The sequence below is a fragment of the Cryobacterium aureum genome (assembly GCF_002954245.1).
In the GTDB taxonomy this organism is placed as follows: Bacteria; Actinomycetota; Actinomycetes; order Actinomycetales; family Microbacteriaceae; genus Cryobacterium; species Cryobacterium aureum.
In genome coordinates this window covers 126,072-144,794 of the sequence record NZ_PPTG01000035.1, presented here as the reverse complement: position 1 = coordinate 144,794, position 18,723 = coordinate 126,072, and the positions used below count along the sequence as shown (strand labels likewise).

Below are 18,723 nucleotides of genomic sequence, written 5' to 3'. Positions count from 1 at the left end.
AGTGCACCCTAGCGTCAAACTGACCCATATTAGGCATCCGCCGGATTGTCCACGCTGCACTCGATATCTACCCTCAGACTACCGGCGCGATTCGAATCCACATGGGGTCCAATGGCCCTAATTGCCTGCCAAGTTTCTGGATCGACACGCCGCCTGGCCACCCCCGTTGTGGTCAATTCAACGGGAAAACGCACCTTTCGGTGCGGACCAGCCCCATGTGTGGGGGCGATCGGTCCAAGGCGCAGCGAAACGGATGCCCCCGACCGCGCAGTATCCCCGATCAGCAGCCAGATTGTCAGCAGCAGCCCATCGCGTTGCGGCGGCGAAAGCAGGCCGGCCAGGCCGGCCGGATCGCTGAGCGCAACCACCGGACCGAGAAATTCGCTCTCGGTGACGGCGTGGTGCAGCCAGGTTTCGGTGCGTCCCTCGATGAGGTGCAAGCGCAGTTGGGTGGCCAGAGAGGCCGCCGTGGTCGCCGTCGACGGCGCCAGCGGCAGTGCGGTGCGGCCCTGGGCCACATCGTCAAGCAGGGTCTCGGCGTCGAGGTCGAGCCGTGCCAACTGCTCCGAAGCCAGCATCCCCACCGCGAATCGCGGCTGGGAGACCGTGCTCTGCACCAGAACGAGGTCGAGTTCGCGCTGCACCATGCGCCGAAACGCCTGCACGATGCTCGCACCGACCAGCGATGGTGCGACCGCGAGGGCAATGGAGAGGATGTCGGGGCCGAGGGTGAGCAGGTCCGTGCGCGTTTCAAACAGTGTCGCCGCGCTCATCGCCAGACCGAGGGCAACGGTGGCCATGGTGATGTCGCCGGTCTCTCGCAGGGTCACGATCGACAGCAGAAATGCGCCGACGGCGGGCGCCGCGGTCGGGAAGTCTGCCGCGCCGGCCGCCCCCCAGGATCCGGCCAGATCAAGCGCCACCACGACCGCGCAAGCGCCCAGCGCCCCCAGGAACAGCCAGAGCGGCAGTCGGGAGGCCAGTTTGTGCACCGCGAGGTGAACGGCCACCGCGGTGGTCAGCAGAATGACCCAGGCCAGAATGCTCAGCACCGGTACGTGTGCCGGGTCCCTCTCGATGAACAGCCGCGCGAGCAGGAACACCGCGATGAAGGCTCCGCTGATGCTCATGCCGATACCGAGGTGGCGGGCGCCCAAACCGTTCTGGTCCGACCGAAAGACGGTGATGCGGCCGTTGCCGCGCAGGAGCGTGCGGGGAAACCGCAGCGGTAACAGGTCAGCGCTGGTGCGATGCGCAGCGGATGCCGGTGGCCAGCTGCGCTCGGAGGATCCGCCGAGCAGACGCGAACCCACACCGCGGGCCCGCGGGTGGGTGGAGATGGGGGCGGTGTCGTTGAACGGGCTCACTTGGGAACTTCCAGCACCACCGTGGTTCCGGCGCCGGGTGAGGAAAACAGGCGGGCGTTGCCGCCGACATCCCGAAGCCGGGCAATCACCGATTCGGCGACGCCGAGCCGCTCCGACCCCACCTGGCCGAGGTCGAAGCCGACCCCGGTATCGGTGACCATCGCGCGAACGGTGCTGGCGTCATCCGTTATGGTCACGTCGGCGTGGTCGACACCGGAATGACGGCGCACGTTTTCAAGGCACTCAGAGAGAGCCAGCAGAAAGGAATCGAGCACGTTGCTGGAGAGCTGTACCTGCCCGCTGCCGTGCCAGTTGACCGTGAGTCCCATGCGCTCAAAACGTTGGCGCACCGCGTCGAGGGTGTCTCCGAGGGTGAGCACGGACGCCGGTTCCAGGCTGTAAACCCCGGAACGACGCGGCGTCGGCAGACCGCCGAGGCGCAGCTGGCGCAGCAGTCGAGCGTCGTCACCGGCCTGCTTCTGCAGGGCGATCGGGCTCACCCCCACGCCCGAGTGGGCCAGCAGGGTGAGCGTGGCGAGCACCGTGTCGTGCAGCAGTCGGGCGTCCTGGCGACGCTGCGCCTCCAGCTCGCTCGCGTATCGCTCCGCCCGGTGAGCGCGACCGATCGCGGCGATGCGGTGCATTACCCGGGGCACGCTCTGCGCGATCCACCAGGCGGCGAGTGTGAACGCCAGCCACATGCTCACGGTCAGCACCACAAGCACGGCGCGGTCGGGCGCATCGACGGTCACGACGGCCACACTCGAGATGGTGAGTGCGAAACACGAGATGAGCAGCAGCACCCGGCGGGGGCTTGTCAGCAGCACGGCCGCGACCGCGCACATGGGCGCGGTGGAGACCATGCCGATGACGCTCTCCTCGATGAGGTTCAGGGGAGCGCCGGAATGGCTGGCGAAGCCAACGATGAGAATGATAGCTTCCCCGCTGAGCACGATCAGAACGGCCCAGCGCAGCGCCCCGGTGCTGCCGAGCAGGTACTGGCCCGCGCCTAGAGACAGCACGAGCACGGTGCACCACAGGCGTGCCCCGGCCTCCACCCCGCCGGGCACCAGCAGGCAGGCCAGCGTCGTTGCCGAACCCACGAGCCCGGCCGCCTGCACCGCTCTGCGCAGGAGACGGTCGCGCTCCTTGAGGATGCGTTGCATGGGGGCCTGTCCGGTTGGAGATGAACGTGTTCTATCAGCACCATACCGGGCGGCGCACGGACGGGCTCACCCTAGTGCAGCACCCGACGGATCTGGGCGCCGATTGCCTCGTTCTCAATGAGGAAACCATCGTGACCATAGCCGGATTCCAGCACGACCGCGGTGGGTCCATCAATATTGTTGGTCAGATGTGCGGCGATGGTGTGCTGGCCATCGACCGGAAAGAGGCGGTCGCTGTCAATTCCGACGACGACCGATCGGGCGCTGATCCGGCCGAGGGCGGCCTCGACGCCGCCGCGACCGCGACCGACATCGTGCGAGTTCATGGCTTCGACCAGCACGATGTAGCTGTTCGCGTCGAATCGTCGGGTGAATTTATTGCCGTGAAAGTCAAGGTACGACTCAACCGCGAAGCGGCCGTTGGCGCCGAGCGGACTGATGCCGCTCTGCCAGCCCCGGTCGAAACGGGCGTTCAGCTCGGCCGGGCTGCGGTAGTTGAGCAGGGCCATTCTGCGGGCCAGGGCGAGGCCGCGGGTCGGGCCGTCGCCATCCGCTTCGTCGTAGTAGTCGCCGGCGCGAAAGGCCGGGTCGGTGCGAATGGCCTCGATCTGCACCGAGTTGAGCGCGATCTGGTCGGCGGTGGTAATGGGTGGCGCGGCCAGAATGATCAGGCGCGCGACGCGCTGGGGGGTTTCGATGGCCCATTCGAGGGCGTGCATGCCGCCCATGGAACCGCCGATGACGGCCGCCCAGCGGTCGATGCCGAGCCGGTCGCTGAACACGCGCTGGGCGCTGACCTGGTCGCGAATGGTGAGATAGGGAAAGCGGATGCCCCACTCCAGCGCGTCGGGCGCGAGCGAGGCCGGCCCGGTGCTGCCCTGGCAGCCCCCGAGCATGTTCGGGGCGACGACGAACCAGATATCGGTGTCAATGGCGAGGCCTGGGCCGACGATGCCGTCCCACCAGCCGCCGGTTTCCTGGCCGGGGCCGGGCGCGCCGGCCACGTGGCTGTCGCCGGTGAGGGCGTGCAGCACGAGCACGGCGTTGTCAGCGGCCGGGCTGAGGGCACCCCAGGTTTCGTAGGCGAGGCGGGCCGCCGGCAGGCTGCCGCCGGCTTCGAAGCTGAGCGGGCCGAGGTTTTGAAACTGGCGGTGGCCGACCGCGTCACCGTCGCGCCAGGCTCCGGTCGCCGGAGGCTTGCCAAGTACCGAGCGCGCCTGAGCTTCGGTGATGAAGCTCGACGGGACCGTGTCTGCTGACGATTGCCATTCCATACAGGTCCATTCTGCCGGTCGAATGAACCGCCCGGGCGCATGTTACGTCGTACGCCCGGGCTCGATTGCCTTTAGGCGTCGGCGCGGTCGCGCTTGACGACGGCGCGGGCGGCGGTCAGACCGGCCTCGAGGTCGGCCTTGAGGTCGGCGACATTCTCGATGCCCACCGAGAGCCGCACCAGGCCGGGCGTGACGCCGGCCGTGAGCTGCTGCTCCGGAGTGAGCTGGGAGTGCGTGGTCGAGGCCGGGTGAATCACCAGGGAACGCACGTCGCCGATGTTGGCGAGGTGGCTGAACAGGCTCAGGTTGTCGACCAGGGAGCGGCCGGCTTCGACACCGCCCTTGAGTTCGAACGAGAGCACTGCTCCGACGCCAAGCGGCGCGTACTTGTTGGCGTTGGCATACCAGGGGCTCGACGGCAGTCCGGCGTAGTTCACCGAGGCGATGTCGTCGTGGGTGTCGAGCCACTCGGCGATGTCCTGAGCGTTCTGCACGTGGCGTTCGATGCGCAGGCTGAGCGTCTCAATGCCCTGGATGAGCTGCCAGGCGCTGGCCGGGGCGATGGCGCTGCCGAGGTCGCGCAGCAATTGCACGCGGGCCTTGATGACGTAGGCGATGCCGTCGCCGACCGCGGTGGTGTAGCTCGCGCCGTGATACGACGGGTCGGGTTCGGTCAGGCCCGGGAACTTCTCCACGTTCTTCGACCACTCGAACTTGCCGCCGTCGACGAGCACGCCACCGATGATGGTGCCGTGGCCGCCGAGAAATTTCGTCGCCGAGTGCACGATGATGTCGGCTCCGTGCTCGAACGGGCGAATCAGGTACGGGGTGGCGATGGTGTTGTCGACGATCAGGGGAATGCCAGCGGCGTGGGCGATATCCGCTACCAGGGAAATGTCGAGAACGTTGATGCGCGGGTTGCCGATGGTTTCGGCGAAGAACAGCTTGGTGTTCGGGCGCACCGCGCGCTGCCATTCGGCCGCGTCATCCTGGTCTTCGACGAAGGTAACCTCGATGCCGAGCTTGGCCAGGGTGTACTTGAACAGGTTGTAGGTGCCGCCGTAGATCGAGCTCGACGACACGATGTGGTCGCCGGCCTGGGCGATGTTCAATACCGCAAAAGTTGATGCCGATTGGCCGGAAGACAGCAGCAGCGCCGCGGTTCCGCCCTCGAGCGCGGCGACGCGCTCTTCGACGACCGCCTGGGTGGGGTTCTGGATGCGGGTGTAGATGTTGCCGAATTCGGCCAGGGCGAACAGGTTCTGGGCGTGCTCGGCGCTGTTGAACACGTACGACGTGGTCTGGTAAATCGGGGTCGCCCGCGCGTTGGTGACCGGGTCGGGCCGAGCGCCGGAATGAACCTGCTTGGTCTCAAACTTCCACGATGAAGAATTGTCGGTCACGATAGCCTCCGGGTCATTCAGCGCGGACTCTCCAGCGCTCTGGCCCCGAGCATAAAGAGGCCCGAATGGCCGTGCAAGAGCGGGCGAAACACAACGTCATGTTCGGCCAGCTGCTAGTTGCGATCGCGGTGCGGCAACACGATCGTGCCGGTCGGCGTCGCAGCGGCAGGCCGGAACAGCCAGCGTGCCCGAGGCTCGACCAGGGGCCGAGCCAGCCGCCGCACAATGGGCAGCGACAGCACGATCGAGATGGCGACGCTGAGCACGATCATGCCGGGCAACACCCACCACGGCTGGGGCCCGTCGAGCAGACCGGACTCGCGCAGCGGGTACAGCACGAAGGTGTGCAGCAGGTAGATGTACATCGTGGCTGCGCCGAGGGCGGTGAACCAGGTCGTGCGGCGCGGGATCAGCATGAGGAACGCCACGATCAGCGCGAAAGCGAGCACCATGACCGCCAAGCGGATGCCGCCGGCCCAGAATTCGGAATAGTCGAACGTAGCGTACGACTCGTCATAGAGCAGAAAGCGGCGCACCTGCAGGGTGCGGAGGGTATCGATGTTGAGCCCGATCAGCAGGTAGAGCAGGGCGAACAGGCCGATCGCGCCGGCCCGCCAGCGCCAGATCAGGCCGGCGGAGAGCTCGAGCCAGGTGTCGGTCAGTAGCCACTGGCGTAGCTTCCAGCCGAACACGAAGAACGGCAGCAATCCGAGGGTGCGGGCCAGCGTGAAGGTGCCGTCGATATTCGTCAGGTAGCCGGCCCCGATCGAGATCAAGATCGCGATCGTGAGCGGGTAGCGCAGCAGCACGAGGTAGGGCAGCGCGATGCGCCAGACCAGCAGTGCGAGCAGAAACCACAGGGTCCAACTGGCGGTGGAGTAATCAGGCAGTAATTTGTCGGCATCCAGCTTGCCGCCGAGAATCCAGCGCAGACCCGTCCAGAGCGTCTCAAAGATGAAATAGGGAAAAATGATGTCCGTGAGCAGCCGATGCATCTGCCGCCCGTCCGGCGGTCCCGACTTGGCGAAATAGCCGCTCACCGCCACGAAAACCGGAACGTGGAAGGCGTAGATGAACAGGTAGAGCGTGTAGGCGACATCCGCTTCGCCAATGAGTTTCAGAATGGCGTGGCCGATCACCATGAGAGTGATCGCGATCCAGCGCGCGTTGTCCCAGAGGGGTACACGACGTCGCGGAGAAGTGATGGCGGTGCCAACTGAGTTCATCGGTACGTAGCTCATTGAATCCATTCTCCCGCCACAATGGAGAAATGAGTACTCGAAGAGTTGTGGTGACCGGGGCAAGTTCGGGAATTGGAGCGGCGACCGTTCGGTTGTTCCGGGAGCATGGCTGGGATGTGGTGGGGGTCGCTCGGCGTGCCGACCGTCTCGCTACGCTGCAAGCGCAAACGGGTGCGGATGTCTTCACCGCCGACCTGACGGTGCAAGCGGATGTCGACGCCCTGCGCGACTATCTCGCCCAGACCGGCCCGGTGCACGCCCTGGTTAACAATGCCGGCGGTGCCAAGGGACTCGACACCGTCGAGGCCGGCAGTATCGCCGACTGGGCCTGGATGTTCGAGATCAACGTGCTCGCCGTCAAGCGGGTCACCACGGCAATCCTGCCGCTGCTGCGCGCCGGCATCGACTCCGGTGCCGGGTCGGCCGACATCGTGACAGTGACGTCGATTGCCGGACACGTGGCCTACCTCGGTGGAGGCGGGTACAACGCGGCCAAGTTCGCCGCGCACGCAATGACGGAGGTGCTGCGCCTTGAACTCTCCGGCGAGCCGATTCGAGTGATCGAGATCGCACCGGGCATGGTCAAAACGGATGAGTTCGGCCTGGTTCGCTTTGACGGCGACGCCGAGAAGGCGTTCGCGGCCTACGACAACGTGCCCGATCCGCTCTCGGCTGAGGACATCGCGGAGACAATCGTGTCGAGCGTTGAGCGCCCCGCGCACGTGAACCTCGACCTGATTGTGATCAAGCCGGTCGCCCAGGCGGCTCCGACCCGCATCGCCCGTGGCGAGCTGAAGGTGCGCGAGGAGTAAGCCTGCGGCCTGCGGGCTTCTCGGCGCGGCCGCAGCTTGTCAGCGCGGCCCGCGGCGTCGGCGGGTCATCCGCTCCTCGCTCAAAACTCGCCACCCCGCGGAAAACCCGTCGCCGCCGCTTCCCCAAGACGGCCCGGGTGGCTGTACGTAAAACCGGTTGAATTCCGACACGCCGGGCTCCCCATGCTCGAAACACGGCGTGTCGCAAAATCTACCGGCACTACGTACCAGAACCTACCTGCGGGACGGACTCTGCGCATCCGCTGATCGCGTTGGTCGGGATCGCCCTCAACCAGCCTGAGCCGGATCGTAGATCGCCGGTACGGAAAACGGGCCGGACAGGATGTGAATCCTGGCCGGCCCGTTCGTTGTACCGCGAGGGTTAGTGCTCGACGGCCTTTTCGGCACCGTGACCGGTGAGTGAACGCACCGACATTTCGGCGGCGAGCTTCGGGCTCTCCTTCACTGTGCTGGTGACCGATCCGAGCCAGCCCAGGAAGAATCCGAGCGGGATCGAAATGATGCCGGGGTTGCTCAGCGGGAAGAACGCGAAGTTCACGTCGGCACCGAACATGGAGGTATCTGTACCGGAGAACACCGGCGAAAAGACGATCAGTAGCACGGCCGAGCCGAGTCCGCCGTACATGCTCCAGACCGCGCCCCGGGTGGTGAAACGGCGCCAGAACAGAGAGTAGAGAATGGTCGGCAGGTTGGCGCTCGCCGCGACGGCGAAGGCCAGGGCTACCAGGAAGGCGATGTTCTGTCCTTGCACACCGATACCACCAGCGATGGCGAGGATGCCGATCACGACCACGGTTCGACGAGCAACCTTGACCTCGTCGTCGGGGTTTCCCTTGCCCTTCTTGATGACGGAGCCGTAGATGTCGTGCGCGAAGCTGGTCGCTGCCGTGATGGTGATGCCGGCCACCACGGCCAGGATGGTCGCGAAGGCGATGGCCGAGATGAAGCCGAGCAGCAGCGGACCGCCGAGGGCGAGCGCGAGCAGCGGGGCTGCCGAGTTCACTCCGCCGGGAGCGGCGAGCACGGTGTCAGCACCCACGAGCGATGCGGCGCCGAAGCCGAGCACCAGCGTGAAGATGTAGAACGCGCCGATGAGCCAGATGGCCCAGACCACCGAGCGGCGAGCTTCCTTGGCGGTCGGAACCGTGTAGAAACGCATGAGCACGTGCGGCAGGCCGGCGGTTCCGAGAACCAGGGCGAGGGCGAGCGAGATGAAGTCGAGCGGGTTGGTGCCGTACTTCAGGCCAGGAGCCAGGATGTCGGCGCCGGAGGCGGAGATGGCGACGGCGCTGTCGAGCAGGTTCGACAGGCTGAAGCCGTTGATCGCCAGTACCCAGATGGTCATGGCGAAGGCACCGATGATGAGCAGGAACGCCTTGACGATCTGCACCCAGGTGGTGCCCTTCATGCCGCCGACCAGTACGTAGACGATCATCAGGGCGCCGACGACGGTGACCACGATGGACTGGCCGAGCTTGTCGTTGATGCCGAGGAGCAGCGAGACGAGTCCGCCGGCTCCCGCCATCTGGGCGAGCAGGTAGAAGAAGCAGACGGCCAGCGTGGTCGTTGCCGCTGCCACTCGCACTGGCCCCTGCTTCAACCGGAAGGAGAGCACGTCGGCCATGGTGAACTTGCCGGTGTTGCGCATGAGCTCCGCAACGAGCAGCAGGGCCACGAGCCAGGCGACGAGGAATCCGATCGAGTACATGAACCCGTCATAACCACTGACGGCGATCGCGCCGACGATGCCGAGGAACGACGCCGCTGACAGGTAGTCGCCGGCGATGGCGAATCCGTTCTGCGGCCCGGTGAATGAGCGCCCACCGGTGTAGTAGTCCGCGGCGGACTTGTTGTTGCGGCCGGAGCGGATCACGATGATCAGCGTGACCGCCACGAAGGCCAGAAAGATGGAGATATTCAGGACCGGGTTGTTTTCAACCGATTTGACTGTGGTGGCCAGAAGGTGCAGTGCGCTCATCGCTGTTCCATCCGCTCGAGTTCAAGGCGAAGTTCTTCGGTGCGGGGGTCGATCTTGCGGTTGGCGAAGGTCACATACGTCATGGTGATGGCAAAGGTCGTGACGAACTGGCCGAGGCCGAGGAGAAGTCCGATGTTGATGCTGCCGAAGACGGGCGTAGCCATGAACTCGTGCAGGTACGCTGCCGCGAGCACGTAGGCGATGTACCAGACGAAGAAGAAGATGGCCATGGGGACGACGAACTTATTGCGGGTGCGCTTCAACTCGAGAAAACGGGGGGTCTTCTCGAACGCCTCGTAATCGATAATGGACTTCGGTGGGGCGTCTTTCACTGCTTCACTCATGGGGCCTCCTTGCCTCAGGGACGGAAAATGCGGGTTTTGGGGAAAATTGTGGGTGCGCGGCGGGGAGTGGTCGTGACCGGGTTAGGAAACGGACGCTGACAGCGCTCGTTTCAGATCGTCAAGGACCGTGGGGTCTTCGATGGTGGGCGGGATGGAATATTCTTCTCCATCGACGATTTGCCGAATGGTTTTCCGAAGAATCTTGCCCGACCGCGTTTTGGGCAGCCGGTCGAGTATGGTGACGTCGCGAAACGCTGCGACCGGGCCGACGTGCTCCCGAACGAGGGCGACGAGTTCTGCGGTGAGTACGTCGTGATCGACAGTACTGCCCGCCTTGAGGGTGACGAAACCAGCGGCGCGTTGGCCCTTGAGCGGGTCGTGCACGCCGAGCACCGCGCACTCGGCAACGGCCGGGTGCAGCGTGAGGACCTCTTCCAGGGAACCGGTCGAGAGCCGGTGCCCGGCAACGTTGATGACGTCGTCGGTGCGGCCCATCACGAACAGGTAGCCGTCGGCATCGAAGTGGCCGGAGTCACCGGTGGCGTAGTAGCCCGGAAAAGCGGTGAGGTACGAACTCGCGAATCGTTCTTCGCTGCCCCAGACCCCGAGAAGCGTGCCGGGTGGCAGCGGAAGTCGGATGGCGATGTTGCCGTCCTTGCCGATCTTCTCGATCGGCTTGCCCTTGGAGTCCAGAATGGCGATGTCATATCCGGGAACGGGAACGGTGGCCGAACCCGGTTTCGTTGGCAATTCCTCGATGCCGAGCAGGTTGGCGCAGACCGGCCAGCCGGTCTCGGTCTGCCACCAGTGGTCGACGACCGGGCAGTGCAGGCCGTTGTTGGCCCAGTGGAAGGTTTCGGGGTCGAGGCGTTCGCCGGCCAAGAACAGGCTGGTCAAACTCGACACGTCATGATTCTTCAGCTCGAGCAGGTCGGGGTCGACGCGGCGGATGGCTCGAATGGCGGTCGGCGCGGTAAACAGCACCTTCACCTTGTAGTCGTCGACGACGCGCCAGAAGGCACCGGCATCTGGGGTCCCGATCGGTTTGCCCTCGTAGATGACCGTGGTCGCGCCCGCCAGGAGTGGTGCGTAGACGATATAGGAGTGCCCGACCACCCAGCCCACATCAGAGGCAGCCCAGTAGACGTCGCCTGGGCCCACGTTGTAGACGTTGCGCATCGACCAGTTCAGGGCCACGGCGTGGCCGCCATTGTCGCGGATGATGCCCTTGGGCTCGCCGGTCGTACCGGACGTATAGAGGATGTAGAGCGGGTCGTCGGAGTGCAGGGCCACAGGGTCGGCCGGTGCTGCCTTGGCCTCTTCGTCGGCCCAGTCGAGCCAGACGGCATCCGTTTCTGCACGGTTCTGATAGTCGGCAGCCGAACCGGGAATGCTGTCCCGACCCCGCACGATCACCGTGTGCACCGAGCCCCGGCTGAGGGCGAGGGCCTTCTCGACCAGCGGCAGGTATTGCACGGTGCGGCCGGGCTCCAGACCACCGGATGCCGTGACGATGACACTCGGGCGGGCGTCATCGATGCGCGCGGCCAGTTCGGTCGCGGCGAAACCACCGAATACAACTGAGTGCACCGCACCGATGCGCGCGCAGGCGAGCATGGCGACGACGGCTTCGGGGATCATCGGCAGGTAGATGATGACGCGGTCGCCGGTGCCGACGCCGTTGGCGCGGAGCACGCCGGCGAATCTGGCGACGCGGCCGAGCAGTTCGAGGTAGCTCAGCTGAACCCGGGTGCCGGTCATGGCGGAGTCGTAGATGAGTGCCGTGTGGGAGCCCCGGCCGGCCACAACGTGCCGGTCGAGAGCGTTGTAGCTTGTGTTGAGCATTCCCCCGGGAAACCAGCTTCCGGTCGCGGTGCCGTCGACGGCGAGCGCACGTGTCGGTTGCGTGATCCAGTCGATACCCTCGGCGGCCTCAAGCCAGAAGTCTTCCGGCGACGAAATGCTGTGTCGCCAGACCTCCCGGTAGCCCTCACCTGATTCGCCGTTCATGTCTACCTTCTCCATCGAAGTGCCTTGTGTATACAAAGAGTGGTTGAAGTATTGCATATAACCCGGCAATGTGGAATAGGATCGCTCTTGTGTATACAGAAACCGCAATGTTGGGGTTAGACGTACCGCTTCGCGCTAGCGAGCGGGCGTACCGTCAGCTGCGCGGGGAGATTCTGGGCGGCCTCCTCGCCCCCGGCGCCGCCCTGCTCGAAGTAGAACAAGCCGAGCGCATCGGCGTGTCTCGCACCCCGCTGCGTGAAGCGGTAGCCCGGTTGATTACCGACGGGCTCGTCGTTGGACGTCGCGGCCGCGGGTTCGAGGTGACCGACATCTCCGTCGACAGCATCTCCGAACTGTACGAACTGCGCCAGGCGCTCGAGGTGCAGGCCATCCGTCTGGCCGCCACTCGGCGTGACCCCGCACCGTTCATGAAACTGCGCGACGCCTTTGTGAGCGCCCCGGAGCTGCTGGAGCAGGGCGATATCGGTGTGCACCGCTACTACGTGCTGATCGACGAGCTCGAAGATGCTGTCGACGTGGCCGTCGAAAACCCCTTTCTCGTCGGCGCCCTGCGCGCCGTACGCACCCACTTGGCCCGTATCCGTCGGTTGGCCCGGAGAAATCCGCTGCGGCTTCGTGCCGCAGCGGCCGAGCACCTGCTGATTATCGACGCCATCATCGCCGGCGACCCGTCGCTGGCAGCCCATGCCACCCATATTCATCTTCACCAAAGCCTCTTGAGCGTCCTCGCGGCGATCGAAGAGGACTCGGTCGGTAGTCGATCAACGACTGCGGCCGACTAACGAAGGGATCCACCGTGCAGCTGCACCACGTTCGAGTTCACAAGAGCGACGAGAATCTGGCCCGCGAGGACCAGTTGGCCTGGAAGATCGCTGAGGTCGCCGCCGATCCAGCCCCGGTCTCCGAGGAGGTGACCGAGATGGTCATCAACCGCGTCATCGACAACGCTTCCGTTGCCGCGGCCAGCCTGACCCGTCGCCCGGTGATCGCTGCTCGTTCGCAGGCACTCGCGCACCCGCGTTCGAACGGCGGCGACGGCGCGACCGTGTTCGGCCTCGCACCGGCCCGACGGGTGTCGCCGGAGTGGGCCGCCTGGGCCAACGGCGTCGCCGTGCGTGAACTCGATTACCACGACACCTTCCTGGCCGCCGAATATTCCCACCCGGGCGACAACATTCCCCCGATCACGGCCGTCGCCCAGCACCTCGCCGCCGCCCGCGGCCTGACCGGCAGCGACCTGATTCGCGGTATCGCCACCGGCTACGAGATTCAGATCGACCTCGTGAAATCGATCAGCCTGCACGCGCACAAGATCGACCACGTCGCCCACCTCGGCCCGTCGGTCGCCGCCGGCATCGGCACCCTGCTCGGCCTCGACAAGGAAATCGTCTTTCAGGCCGTCGGCCAGGCGCTGCACACCACGACCGCGACCCGCCAGTCGCGGAAGGGCGAAATCTCCAGCTGGAAGGCGCACGCCCCGGCCTTCGCCGGGAAGATGGCCGTCGAAGCCGTTGACCGTGCGCTCCGCGGCGAGACCAGCCCGACCCCGATCTACGAGGGCGAAGACGGCGTCATCGCCTGGCTGCTCGACGGACCGGAGGGCTCCTACGACGTGTCGCTGCCCAAACCCGGCAGTATCAAGCGCGCCATTCTGGACAGCTATACCAAGGAGCACTCGGCCGAGTACCAGGCGCAGGCCTGGATCGACCTCGCTCGCAAGCTGCACAACGAGCACCCCGAGCTGCTCGTGGCCGGCGCCATCAAGAGCGTTGTGATCCACACCAGCCACCACACGCACTTCGTGATCGGTTCCGGCGCCAACGACCCCCAGAAGTACGACCCCACGGCGAGCCGCGAAACCCTCGACCACTCCATTCCGTACATCTTCACGGTGGCCCTGCAGGACGGCACCTGGAACCACGTCGACTCCTACAGCCCGGAGCGCGCGGGCCGCCCAGACACCATCGCCCTGTGGAACACCGTCACCACGACCGAAGACAAGGAGTGGACGCGTCGCTACCACTCCCTCGACCCGGCCGAGAAGGCCTTCGGCGGTCGCGTTGAAATCGAACTGGCCAACGGAACCCGTCTGGTCGACGAGATCGCCGTCGCCGATGCGCATCCGCTCGGCGCTCGACCGTTCGCCCGCGCGGAGTACATCAACAAGTTCCGCACGCTGGCCGCGCCGGTGATGGAGGAGGCTGAGATCGAACGCTTCCTCACGCTCGCGCAGCGCCTGCCGGAGCTGAACGCCGCCGACCTCGGCGGCCTGACCATCGTGGCCAAGCCCGGGCTGCTCTCGTCGATCGCCACCCCGAACGGAATCTTCTAATGCTGTACGCCGGAACGACCGCCGCCGACAAGCGCGTCGCCCTCCGGGCTGGTCTGGCCAGTGGCAAGATTCTCCGTTATCCCGGCGCGTTCAACCCGCTCTCGGCCAAACTGATCCAGCAGAAGGGGTTCGAGGGGGTCTACATTTCGGGCGCGGTACTCTCGGCAGACCTCGGCCTGCCCGACATCGGTCTGACCACCCTGACCGAGGTGGCCGGCCGGTCGCAGCAGATCGCCCGCATGACCGACCTGCCGGCCATCGTCGACGCCGACACCGGGTTCGGTGAGCCGATGAACGTGGCCCGCACCATCCAGACTCTCGAGGATGCCGGCCTGGCCGGTATGCACATCGAGGACCAGATCAACCCGAAACGCTGCGGCCACCTCGACGGCAAGCAGGTAGTGGACGCCGACACCGCGATCAAGCGTATCCGCGCTGCGGTCGACGCGCGGCGGGATGCGAACTTTCTCGTGATGGCGCGCACGGACATCCGTGCCGTCGACGGGCTGGACGCGGCCGTGACGCGGGCCAAGCAGCTGCAGGATGCCGGAGCCGACGCGATCTTCCCCGAGGCGATGGGCAGCCTGGCCGAGTTCGAAACGATTCGGGCGGCCGTGTCGGTGCCGATCTTGGCCAACATGACCGAGTTCGGCAAGGGCGAGCTGTACACCGTGCAGCAGCTTGAAAACGTGGGTATGAACCTGGTGATCTTTCCGGTTTCGTTGCTCCGCCTCGCGATGGGATCGGCCGCGCGCGGACTGGACGCGATCGAGCAGACGGGCTCCCTCAGCACGATGCTGCCGGAGATGCAGCACCGGGCCGACCTGTACGAGTTGCTGGATTATGCGTCGTACAGCCAGTTCGATTCGGGTATCTTCGATTTCACGTTGAACCCGCACATTTCCACGCCCAGTTCACAGGTCTAAAGGAGCACAATGTCTGACACCCAAACTGTCGAACCGCACGTTTATAAGGGGCTCACCGGCGTCGTCGTCGACACGACCGCGGTCTCCAAGGTCAACCCGGAGACCAACTCGCTGCTCTATCGGGGCTACCCGGTGCAGGAACTCGCGGCGAAGAAGAGCTTTGAAGAGGTCGCCTACCTGCTCTGGCACGGCGAACTGCCTACAGACCAGCAGCTCGCTGACTTCGAGGCGCTCGAGCGCTCGCTGCGTCACCTCAGCCCGGTGGTGAAGCGGATCATCGACGAACTGCCGCTGACCGCCCACCCGATGGACGTCGTGCGCACCGCGGTGAGCGTCATCGGTGCGAGCGACCCGGAGGCCGAAAACCCATCGCCCGAATCCGACCTCGCCAAGTCGATTCGCCTGTTCGCCCAGCTGCCGGCGATCGTCTCCTACGACCAGCGTCGTCGGCACGGCCTCGATTTGGTCGAGCCCCGCGACGACCTCGGCTACTCGGCAAACTTTCTGCACATGGCTTTCGGCGAGGTGCCGGAACTCGTCGTGGTCAACGCGTTCGATGTGTCGATGATTCTCTACGCCGAGCACTCCTTCAACGCGTCGACCTTCACCGCTCGGGTCATCACGTCCACCCTGTCTGACCTGTACTCGGCCGTGACCGGTGCGGTCGGGGCGCTCAAGGGAGCGCTGCACGGCGGCGCCAACGAAGCCGTCATGCACACCTTCACCGAGATCGGCTTTGAGGCCGGATCGGCCACGCGGGCCGAGCCGTGGCTCGAGCAGGCGCTCGCCGCCAAGCGCAAGATCATGGGCTTCGGACACCGCGTCTACAAGAGCGGCGACTCGCGGGTTCCCACCATGCGGGCCGCGCTCGTCACCCTGGTTGACCACTACGAGAAGCCGGAGCTGCTCGAACTGTACGAAGCCCTCGAGACGGCGATGACCACGCGCAAGAACATCCTGCCCAACCTCGACTATCCGTCGGGCCCGGCCTACCACCTGATGGGATTCGACACCCTCACCTTCACCCCCATCTTCGTGGCGGCGCGCATCACCGGGTGGACCGCGCACATCTGCGAGCAGAAGAAGAGCAACGCGCTCATCCGCCCGCTGTCGGCCTACAACGGCGTCGATCAGCGGCAGGTGCCGTAGGCGCATTTTCTGTGAAGCGGATGCCGCACTACCAGCTGGCAGTGCGGCATCCGCTTTGTGTATGGTCGACCGGGATATGGATAGCATTGACGGATGACATTTGATGCCGAGGTTTTGCCCACTGCGCCCGCTATCGACCGCGAAATTCTGCAGTGGACCGACTTCGCTGCGGCGTCGCGCGAGCTGGCGACCCGGGTACGGGCAAGCGATTTTCACCCGGATGTCGTGATCGCCATTGCCCGCGGTGGGCTGCTGCTGGCCGGCGCAATCTCGTACGCGCTCGGCACCAAGAACTGTGGCAGCATCAATGTGGAGTTCTACACCGGTATCGACGAGCGCCTGCCGGAGCCCGTGCTGTCGGCGCCGATGCTCGACGCCCCGGCGCTCGCCGGCAAGAAGGTGCTCTTGGTTGACGACGTCTCCGACTCCGGCCACACGCTCGCGCTCGTCATGCGCCTGCTCGGCGAGACGGCAATGGAGGTGCGCACCGCGACGCTATACACCAAGCCGCGCACCGTGCACGTGCCCGACTTCACCTGGCGCGAAACCGACAGATGGATCGTGTTTCCCTGGTCGGCGTTGCCGCCGGTACCCGGCGCGCCCGGCGCGAACGCGCCGGAAGCGTTCGCCGACGTGAGTCTTGACGGGGCTGCCGAGGTCTCCGCGTGAGCGTGCACCTGGTCGGCGGCGGGGGAGACGCTGAGAGTGACATTCCGGTCTTCGCCACGTTCCGGGCCGAGGTCACGGCGCAGGCTTTCAAAGCCAACCGCGACGAACCGATCGTGGCGATCATCACCGTCGGCCCGGGCAGCGCCCACGCCGAGGAACTGTCCGCAGCGCTCGGGCTGACGGCGCAGGCTCGACTGACCGTGCTCGCCCCCGGCGACGTGGCCGCCCTCACCGCTGTTTCTGCGGTCGACGGCATCATCATCGGCGGCGGCGTGACGCCCGACTACCTCGCTGCCTTGCTGCCGATTGCCGGCGAGATTCGCCGCCAGGTATCGGCCGGCGTTCCCTATCTCGGCTTCTCGGCCGGTGCCATGATCGCGGCCGAACGTGCCCTGATCGGCGGCTGGCGCATCGGCGGCGTCGAGGTCACTCCCGAAGACGTCTCAGAGGGACTCGACGAGATCACCCTCGCCCAGGGCATCGGACTGCTCGATGTCACCGTCGACGTGCACGCCGCCCAGTCCGGCAGCCTGTCCCGCCTGATCGCCGCGACCGAGGCCGGGCTCATCGACGGCGGCCTGGCCATCGACGAGAACACCGTGCTCGTGGTCGGCGAGGGCGCTCTGCGCGTGCTCGGCTCCGGCAGCATCTGGAAGGTCAGCCAGGCCGACGGCGGCGTGCTCGTGAGCACCATCGGCGCCTGACGAGTGAACCTCGACGCCCTCGCGGCCAGCGGCGAGATCGACCCGGGCTGGGCGCGAGCGCTCGCCCCCGTGGCCAACGACCTGGCCACGGTTGGCGCGTTCCTCGCGAGCGAACGCGCGGCCGGCCACGAGGTGTTGCCAGCCGCCGATGACCTGCTGCGCGCATTCCGGCAGCCTTTCGACGCCGTGCGAGTGCTCATCGTCGGGCAGGATCCGTACCCCACTCCGGGGCATCCGATCGGTCTGGCGTTCGCCGTCAACGCCGACGTGCGGCCGGTGCCGCGCAGCCTCGGCAATATCTACACCGAACTCGGCACTGACCTCGGCCTGCCGCGCCCCGAGCACGGCGATCTCTCCGCCTGGTCCGACCAGGGCGTGCTGCTGCTGAACCGGGTGCTCAGCGTGCGCGCCGGGGTGGCCGGATCGCATCGGCGGCACGGTTGGGAAGCAGTGACCGATCAGGCCATCCGTGCGTTGGTGGGGCGGACGCATCCGCTCATCGCGATTCTCTGGGGTAAAGATGCCGGCGCGCTCGCGCCCCTGCTCGGCGACACGCCCGTGCTCGAGTCGGCGCACCCGAGCCCGCTGTCGGCCCGCCGCGGATTTTTCGGCTCCAAGCCGTTCAGCGCGGCCAATCGGTTACTTGCCCGGCAGGGGGCGGCACCGGTCTGCTGGGAGCTTCCGGTAATCTGGAACCAACCAGAAAGGGGAGTTCCGGGTGCTTGAGGAAGAATACGAGCCTCGTCGTCGGCTGCCCCGCCACCTGCGGCCGGAAGCTGTGGCCGAGGCACCGTTCGAGTACGAGATGCGCGAGGTTCGGGCGACCGATCTGCCGCACATTCGCGAGATCTACAACTACTACGTGGCCAACAGCACGGTCACCTTCGACGAAGATGCCATGACGCTCGCCGAGTGGCGCGATAAGTTCTACTACCTGAACAAGCAGGGCATGCCGTTCGTCGTTGCTGTCTCGCCGGCCGGCCAGATTCTCGGGTATGCCCTGGTCAGCCCGTGGAAGCAGAAGAAGGCCTACCGGTTCACGGTGGAAAACTCGATCTATCTCGGTGCCGCGTCGACCGGCAAGGGCCTCGGGCGCGAGCTGCTCGGCGAGCTGATTAAGCGCTCCAAAGCAGCCGGCTTGAAGGAGATCATCGCCGTCATCGCTGACCAGGGAGCGGATGCCTCGATCAAGCTGCACCGCGACTTCGGCTTCGAGGAGATCGGCCGCATGGGCAAGGTGGGGTTCAAGTTCGAGCGCTGGCTCGGCACGATTCTGTTGCAAAAAAGCCTGAAGTAGCTTCAGTAT

At 65.7% G+C, this 18,723-nt stretch carries 17 protein-coding genes; 9 read left to right on the top strand and 8 right to left on the bottom strand.

Translation table 11 applies throughout. The features are described 5' to 3' along the window. Positions 1-29: 29 nt before the first annotated feature. From CJ028_RS13890 to CJ028_RS13870, 5 genes are all read right to left on the bottom strand, one after another. Positions 30-1,367 (bottom strand): US12 family protein, encoded by a 1,338-nt coding sequence (locus tag CJ028_RS13890; RefSeq protein WP_105035818.1) that lies wholly within the window; start codon positions 1,365-1,367, stop codon positions 30-32. After that, positions 1,364-2,533, bottom strand: coding sequence for a sensor histidine kinase (locus tag CJ028_RS13885; protein ID WP_105035817.1), 1,170 nt, complete (start codon positions 2,531-2,533; stop codon positions 1,364-1,366). Before CJ028_RS13885 ends, CJ028_RS13890 begins: the two co-directional genes overlap by 4 nt. A gap of 71 nt (positions 2,534-2,604) precedes the next feature. Next, positions 2,605-3,807, bottom strand: a complete 1,203-nt coding sequence (gene metX, locus CJ028_RS13880) for a homoserine O-acetyltransferase MetX (RefSeq protein ID WP_105035816.1) — start codon at positions 3,805-3,807, stop codon at positions 2,605-2,607. A gap of 71 nt (positions 3,808-3,878) precedes the next feature. Next, the gene (locus CJ028_RS13875; protein ID WP_105035815.1) at positions 3,879-5,210 is read right to left on the bottom strand and encodes a bifunctional o-acetylhomoserine/o-acetylserine sulfhydrylase; all 1,332 of its coding nucleotides are present in this window, start codon (positions 5,208-5,210) and stop codon (positions 3,879-3,881) included. Between the two features lie 113 nt (positions 5,211-5,323). Continuing rightward, on the bottom strand, positions 5,324-6,451 hold the full coding sequence (locus CJ028_RS13870; protein ID WP_105035814.1) for an acyltransferase family protein: 1,128 nt from the start codon (positions 6,449-6,451) through the stop codon (positions 5,324-5,326). A gap of 29 nt (positions 6,452-6,480) precedes the next feature. Here CJ028_RS13870 and CJ028_RS13865 point away from each other — a divergent pair, with 29 nt between their 5' ends. Next, entirely contained in the window at positions 6,481-7,263 is a 783-nt protein-coding gene (locus CJ028_RS13865; protein ID WP_105035813.1) for an SDR family NAD(P)-dependent oxidoreductase, read from the top strand. A gap of 382 nt (positions 7,264-7,645) precedes the next feature. Here CJ028_RS13865 and CJ028_RS13860 read toward each other — a convergent pair whose 3' ends face one another. From CJ028_RS13860 to CJ028_RS13850, 3 genes are all read right to left on the bottom strand, one after another. After that, positions 7,646-9,262: a monocarboxylic acid transporter gene (locus CJ028_RS13860; protein ID WP_105035812.1), complete on the bottom strand. Its 1,617-nt coding sequence runs from the start codon at positions 9,260-9,262 to the stop codon at positions 7,646-7,648. Continuing rightward, positions 9,259-9,606: a DUF485 domain-containing protein gene (locus tag CJ028_RS13855; RefSeq protein ID WP_105035811.1), complete on the bottom strand. Its 348-nt coding sequence runs from the start codon at positions 9,604-9,606 to the stop codon at positions 9,259-9,261. Before CJ028_RS13855 ends, CJ028_RS13860 begins: the two co-directional genes overlap by 4 nt. Before the next feature lie 81 nt (positions 9,607-9,687). Next, complete coding sequence (locus CJ028_RS13850; protein ID WP_105035810.1) at positions 9,688-11,616, bottom strand: AMP-binding protein; 1,929 nt, start codon at positions 11,614-11,616, stop codon at positions 9,688-9,690. 107 nt (positions 11,617-11,723) lie between these two features. Between CJ028_RS13850 and CJ028_RS13845 the strand changes: the two genes are divergently transcribed. The 8 genes from CJ028_RS13845 to CJ028_RS13810 all read left to right on the top strand — a co-directional run bounded on the left by CJ028_RS13845 (position 11,724) and on the right by CJ028_RS13810 (position 18,714). Next, a complete protein-coding gene (locus CJ028_RS13845) occupies positions 11,724-12,419 on the top strand; it encodes a GntR family transcriptional regulator (RefSeq protein WP_105035809.1) in 696 nt (231 codons plus the stop codon). 14 nt (positions 12,420-12,433) lie between these two features. Then, the gene (locus CJ028_RS13840) at positions 12,434-13,969 is read left to right on the top strand and encodes an MmgE/PrpD family protein (RefSeq protein ID WP_105035808.1); all 1,536 of its coding nucleotides are present in this window, start codon (positions 12,434-12,436) and stop codon (positions 13,967-13,969) included. Then, a complete protein-coding gene (prpB, locus tag CJ028_RS13835) occupies positions 13,969-14,895 on the top strand; it encodes a methylisocitrate lyase (RefSeq protein WP_105035807.1) in 927 nt (308 codons plus the stop codon). The genes CJ028_RS13840 and prpB overlap by 1 nt, the downstream gene beginning before the upstream one ends. Before the next feature lie 9 nt (positions 14,896-14,904). Further along, positions 14,905-16,044 carry a bifunctional 2-methylcitrate synthase/citrate synthase gene (locus CJ028_RS13830; RefSeq protein WP_105035806.1) on the top strand — a complete coding sequence of 380 codons (1,140 nt, stop codon included), beginning with the start codon at positions 14,905-14,907 and terminating at the stop codon, positions 16,042-16,044. Positions 16,045-16,137: 93 nt separating this feature from the next. After that, positions 16,138-16,713 (top strand): phosphoribosyltransferase, encoded by a 576-nt coding sequence (locus CJ028_RS13825; protein WP_105035805.1) that lies wholly within the window; start codon positions 16,138-16,140, stop codon positions 16,711-16,713. After that, complete coding sequence (locus CJ028_RS13820) at positions 16,710-17,417, top strand: Type 1 glutamine amidotransferase-like domain-containing protein (RefSeq protein WP_105035804.1); 708 nt, start codon at positions 16,710-16,712, stop codon at positions 17,415-17,417. Before CJ028_RS13825 ends, CJ028_RS13820 begins: the two co-directional genes overlap by 4 nt. A 3-nt stretch (positions 17,418-17,420) precedes the next feature. Continuing rightward, the gene (locus tag CJ028_RS13815; protein WP_105035803.1) at positions 17,421-18,143 is read left to right on the top strand and encodes a uracil-DNA glycosylase; all 723 of its coding nucleotides are present in this window, start codon (positions 17,421-17,423) and stop codon (positions 18,141-18,143) included. Next, on the top strand, positions 18,136-18,714 hold the full coding sequence (locus CJ028_RS13810; protein WP_205684050.1) for a GNAT family N-acetyltransferase: 579 nt from the start codon (positions 18,136-18,138) through the stop codon (positions 18,712-18,714). The genes CJ028_RS13815 and CJ028_RS13810 overlap by 8 nt, the downstream gene beginning before the upstream one ends. Positions 18,715-18,723 lie beyond the last annotated feature (9 nt).

What these genes read in the sequence shown, in the direction of transcription:
- CJ028_RS13865 (WP_105035813.1), top strand. Translation starts at nt 6,481, where the DNA reads ATGAGTACTCGAAGAGTTGTGGTGACCGGGGCAAGTTCGGGAATTGGA.
- prpB (WP_105035807.1), top strand. Translation starts at nt 13,969, where the DNA reads ATGCTGTACGCCGGAACGACCGCCGCCGACAAGCGCGTCGCCCTCCGG.
- CJ028_RS13870 (WP_105035814.1), bottom strand. Translation starts at nt 6,451, where the DNA reads ATGAGCTACGTACCGATGAACTCAGTTGGCACCGCCATCACTTCTCCG.
- CJ028_RS13885 (WP_105035817.1), bottom strand. Translation starts at nt 2,533, where the DNA reads ATGCAACGCATCCTCAAGGAGCGCGACCGTCTCCTGCGCAGAGCGGTG.
- CJ028_RS13830 (WP_105035806.1), top strand. Translation starts at nt 14,905, where the DNA reads ATGTCTGACACCCAAACTGTCGAACCGCACGTTTATAAGGGGCTCACC.
- CJ028_RS13825 (WP_105035805.1), top strand. Translation starts at nt 16,138, where the DNA reads ATGACATTTGATGCCGAGGTTTTGCCCACTGCGCCCGCTATCGACCGC.
- CJ028_RS13850 (WP_105035810.1), bottom strand. Translation starts at nt 11,616, where the DNA reads ATGAACGGCGAATCAGGTGAGGGCTACCGGGAGGTCTGGCGACACAGC.
- CJ028_RS13845 (WP_105035809.1), top strand. Translation starts at nt 11,724, where the DNA reads ATGTTGGGGTTAGACGTACCGCTTCGCGCTAGCGAGCGGGCGTACCGT.
- CJ028_RS13860 (WP_105035812.1), bottom strand. Translation starts at nt 9,262, where the DNA reads ATGAGCGCACTGCACCTTCTGGCCACCACAGTCAAATCGGTTGAAAAC.
- CJ028_RS13855 (WP_105035811.1), bottom strand. Translation starts at nt 9,606, where the DNA reads ATGAGTGAAGCAGTGAAAGACGCCCCACCGAAGTCCATTATCGATTAC.
- metX (WP_105035816.1), bottom strand. Translation starts at nt 3,807, where the DNA reads ATGGAATGGCAATCGTCAGCAGACACGGTCCCGTCGAGCTTCATCACC.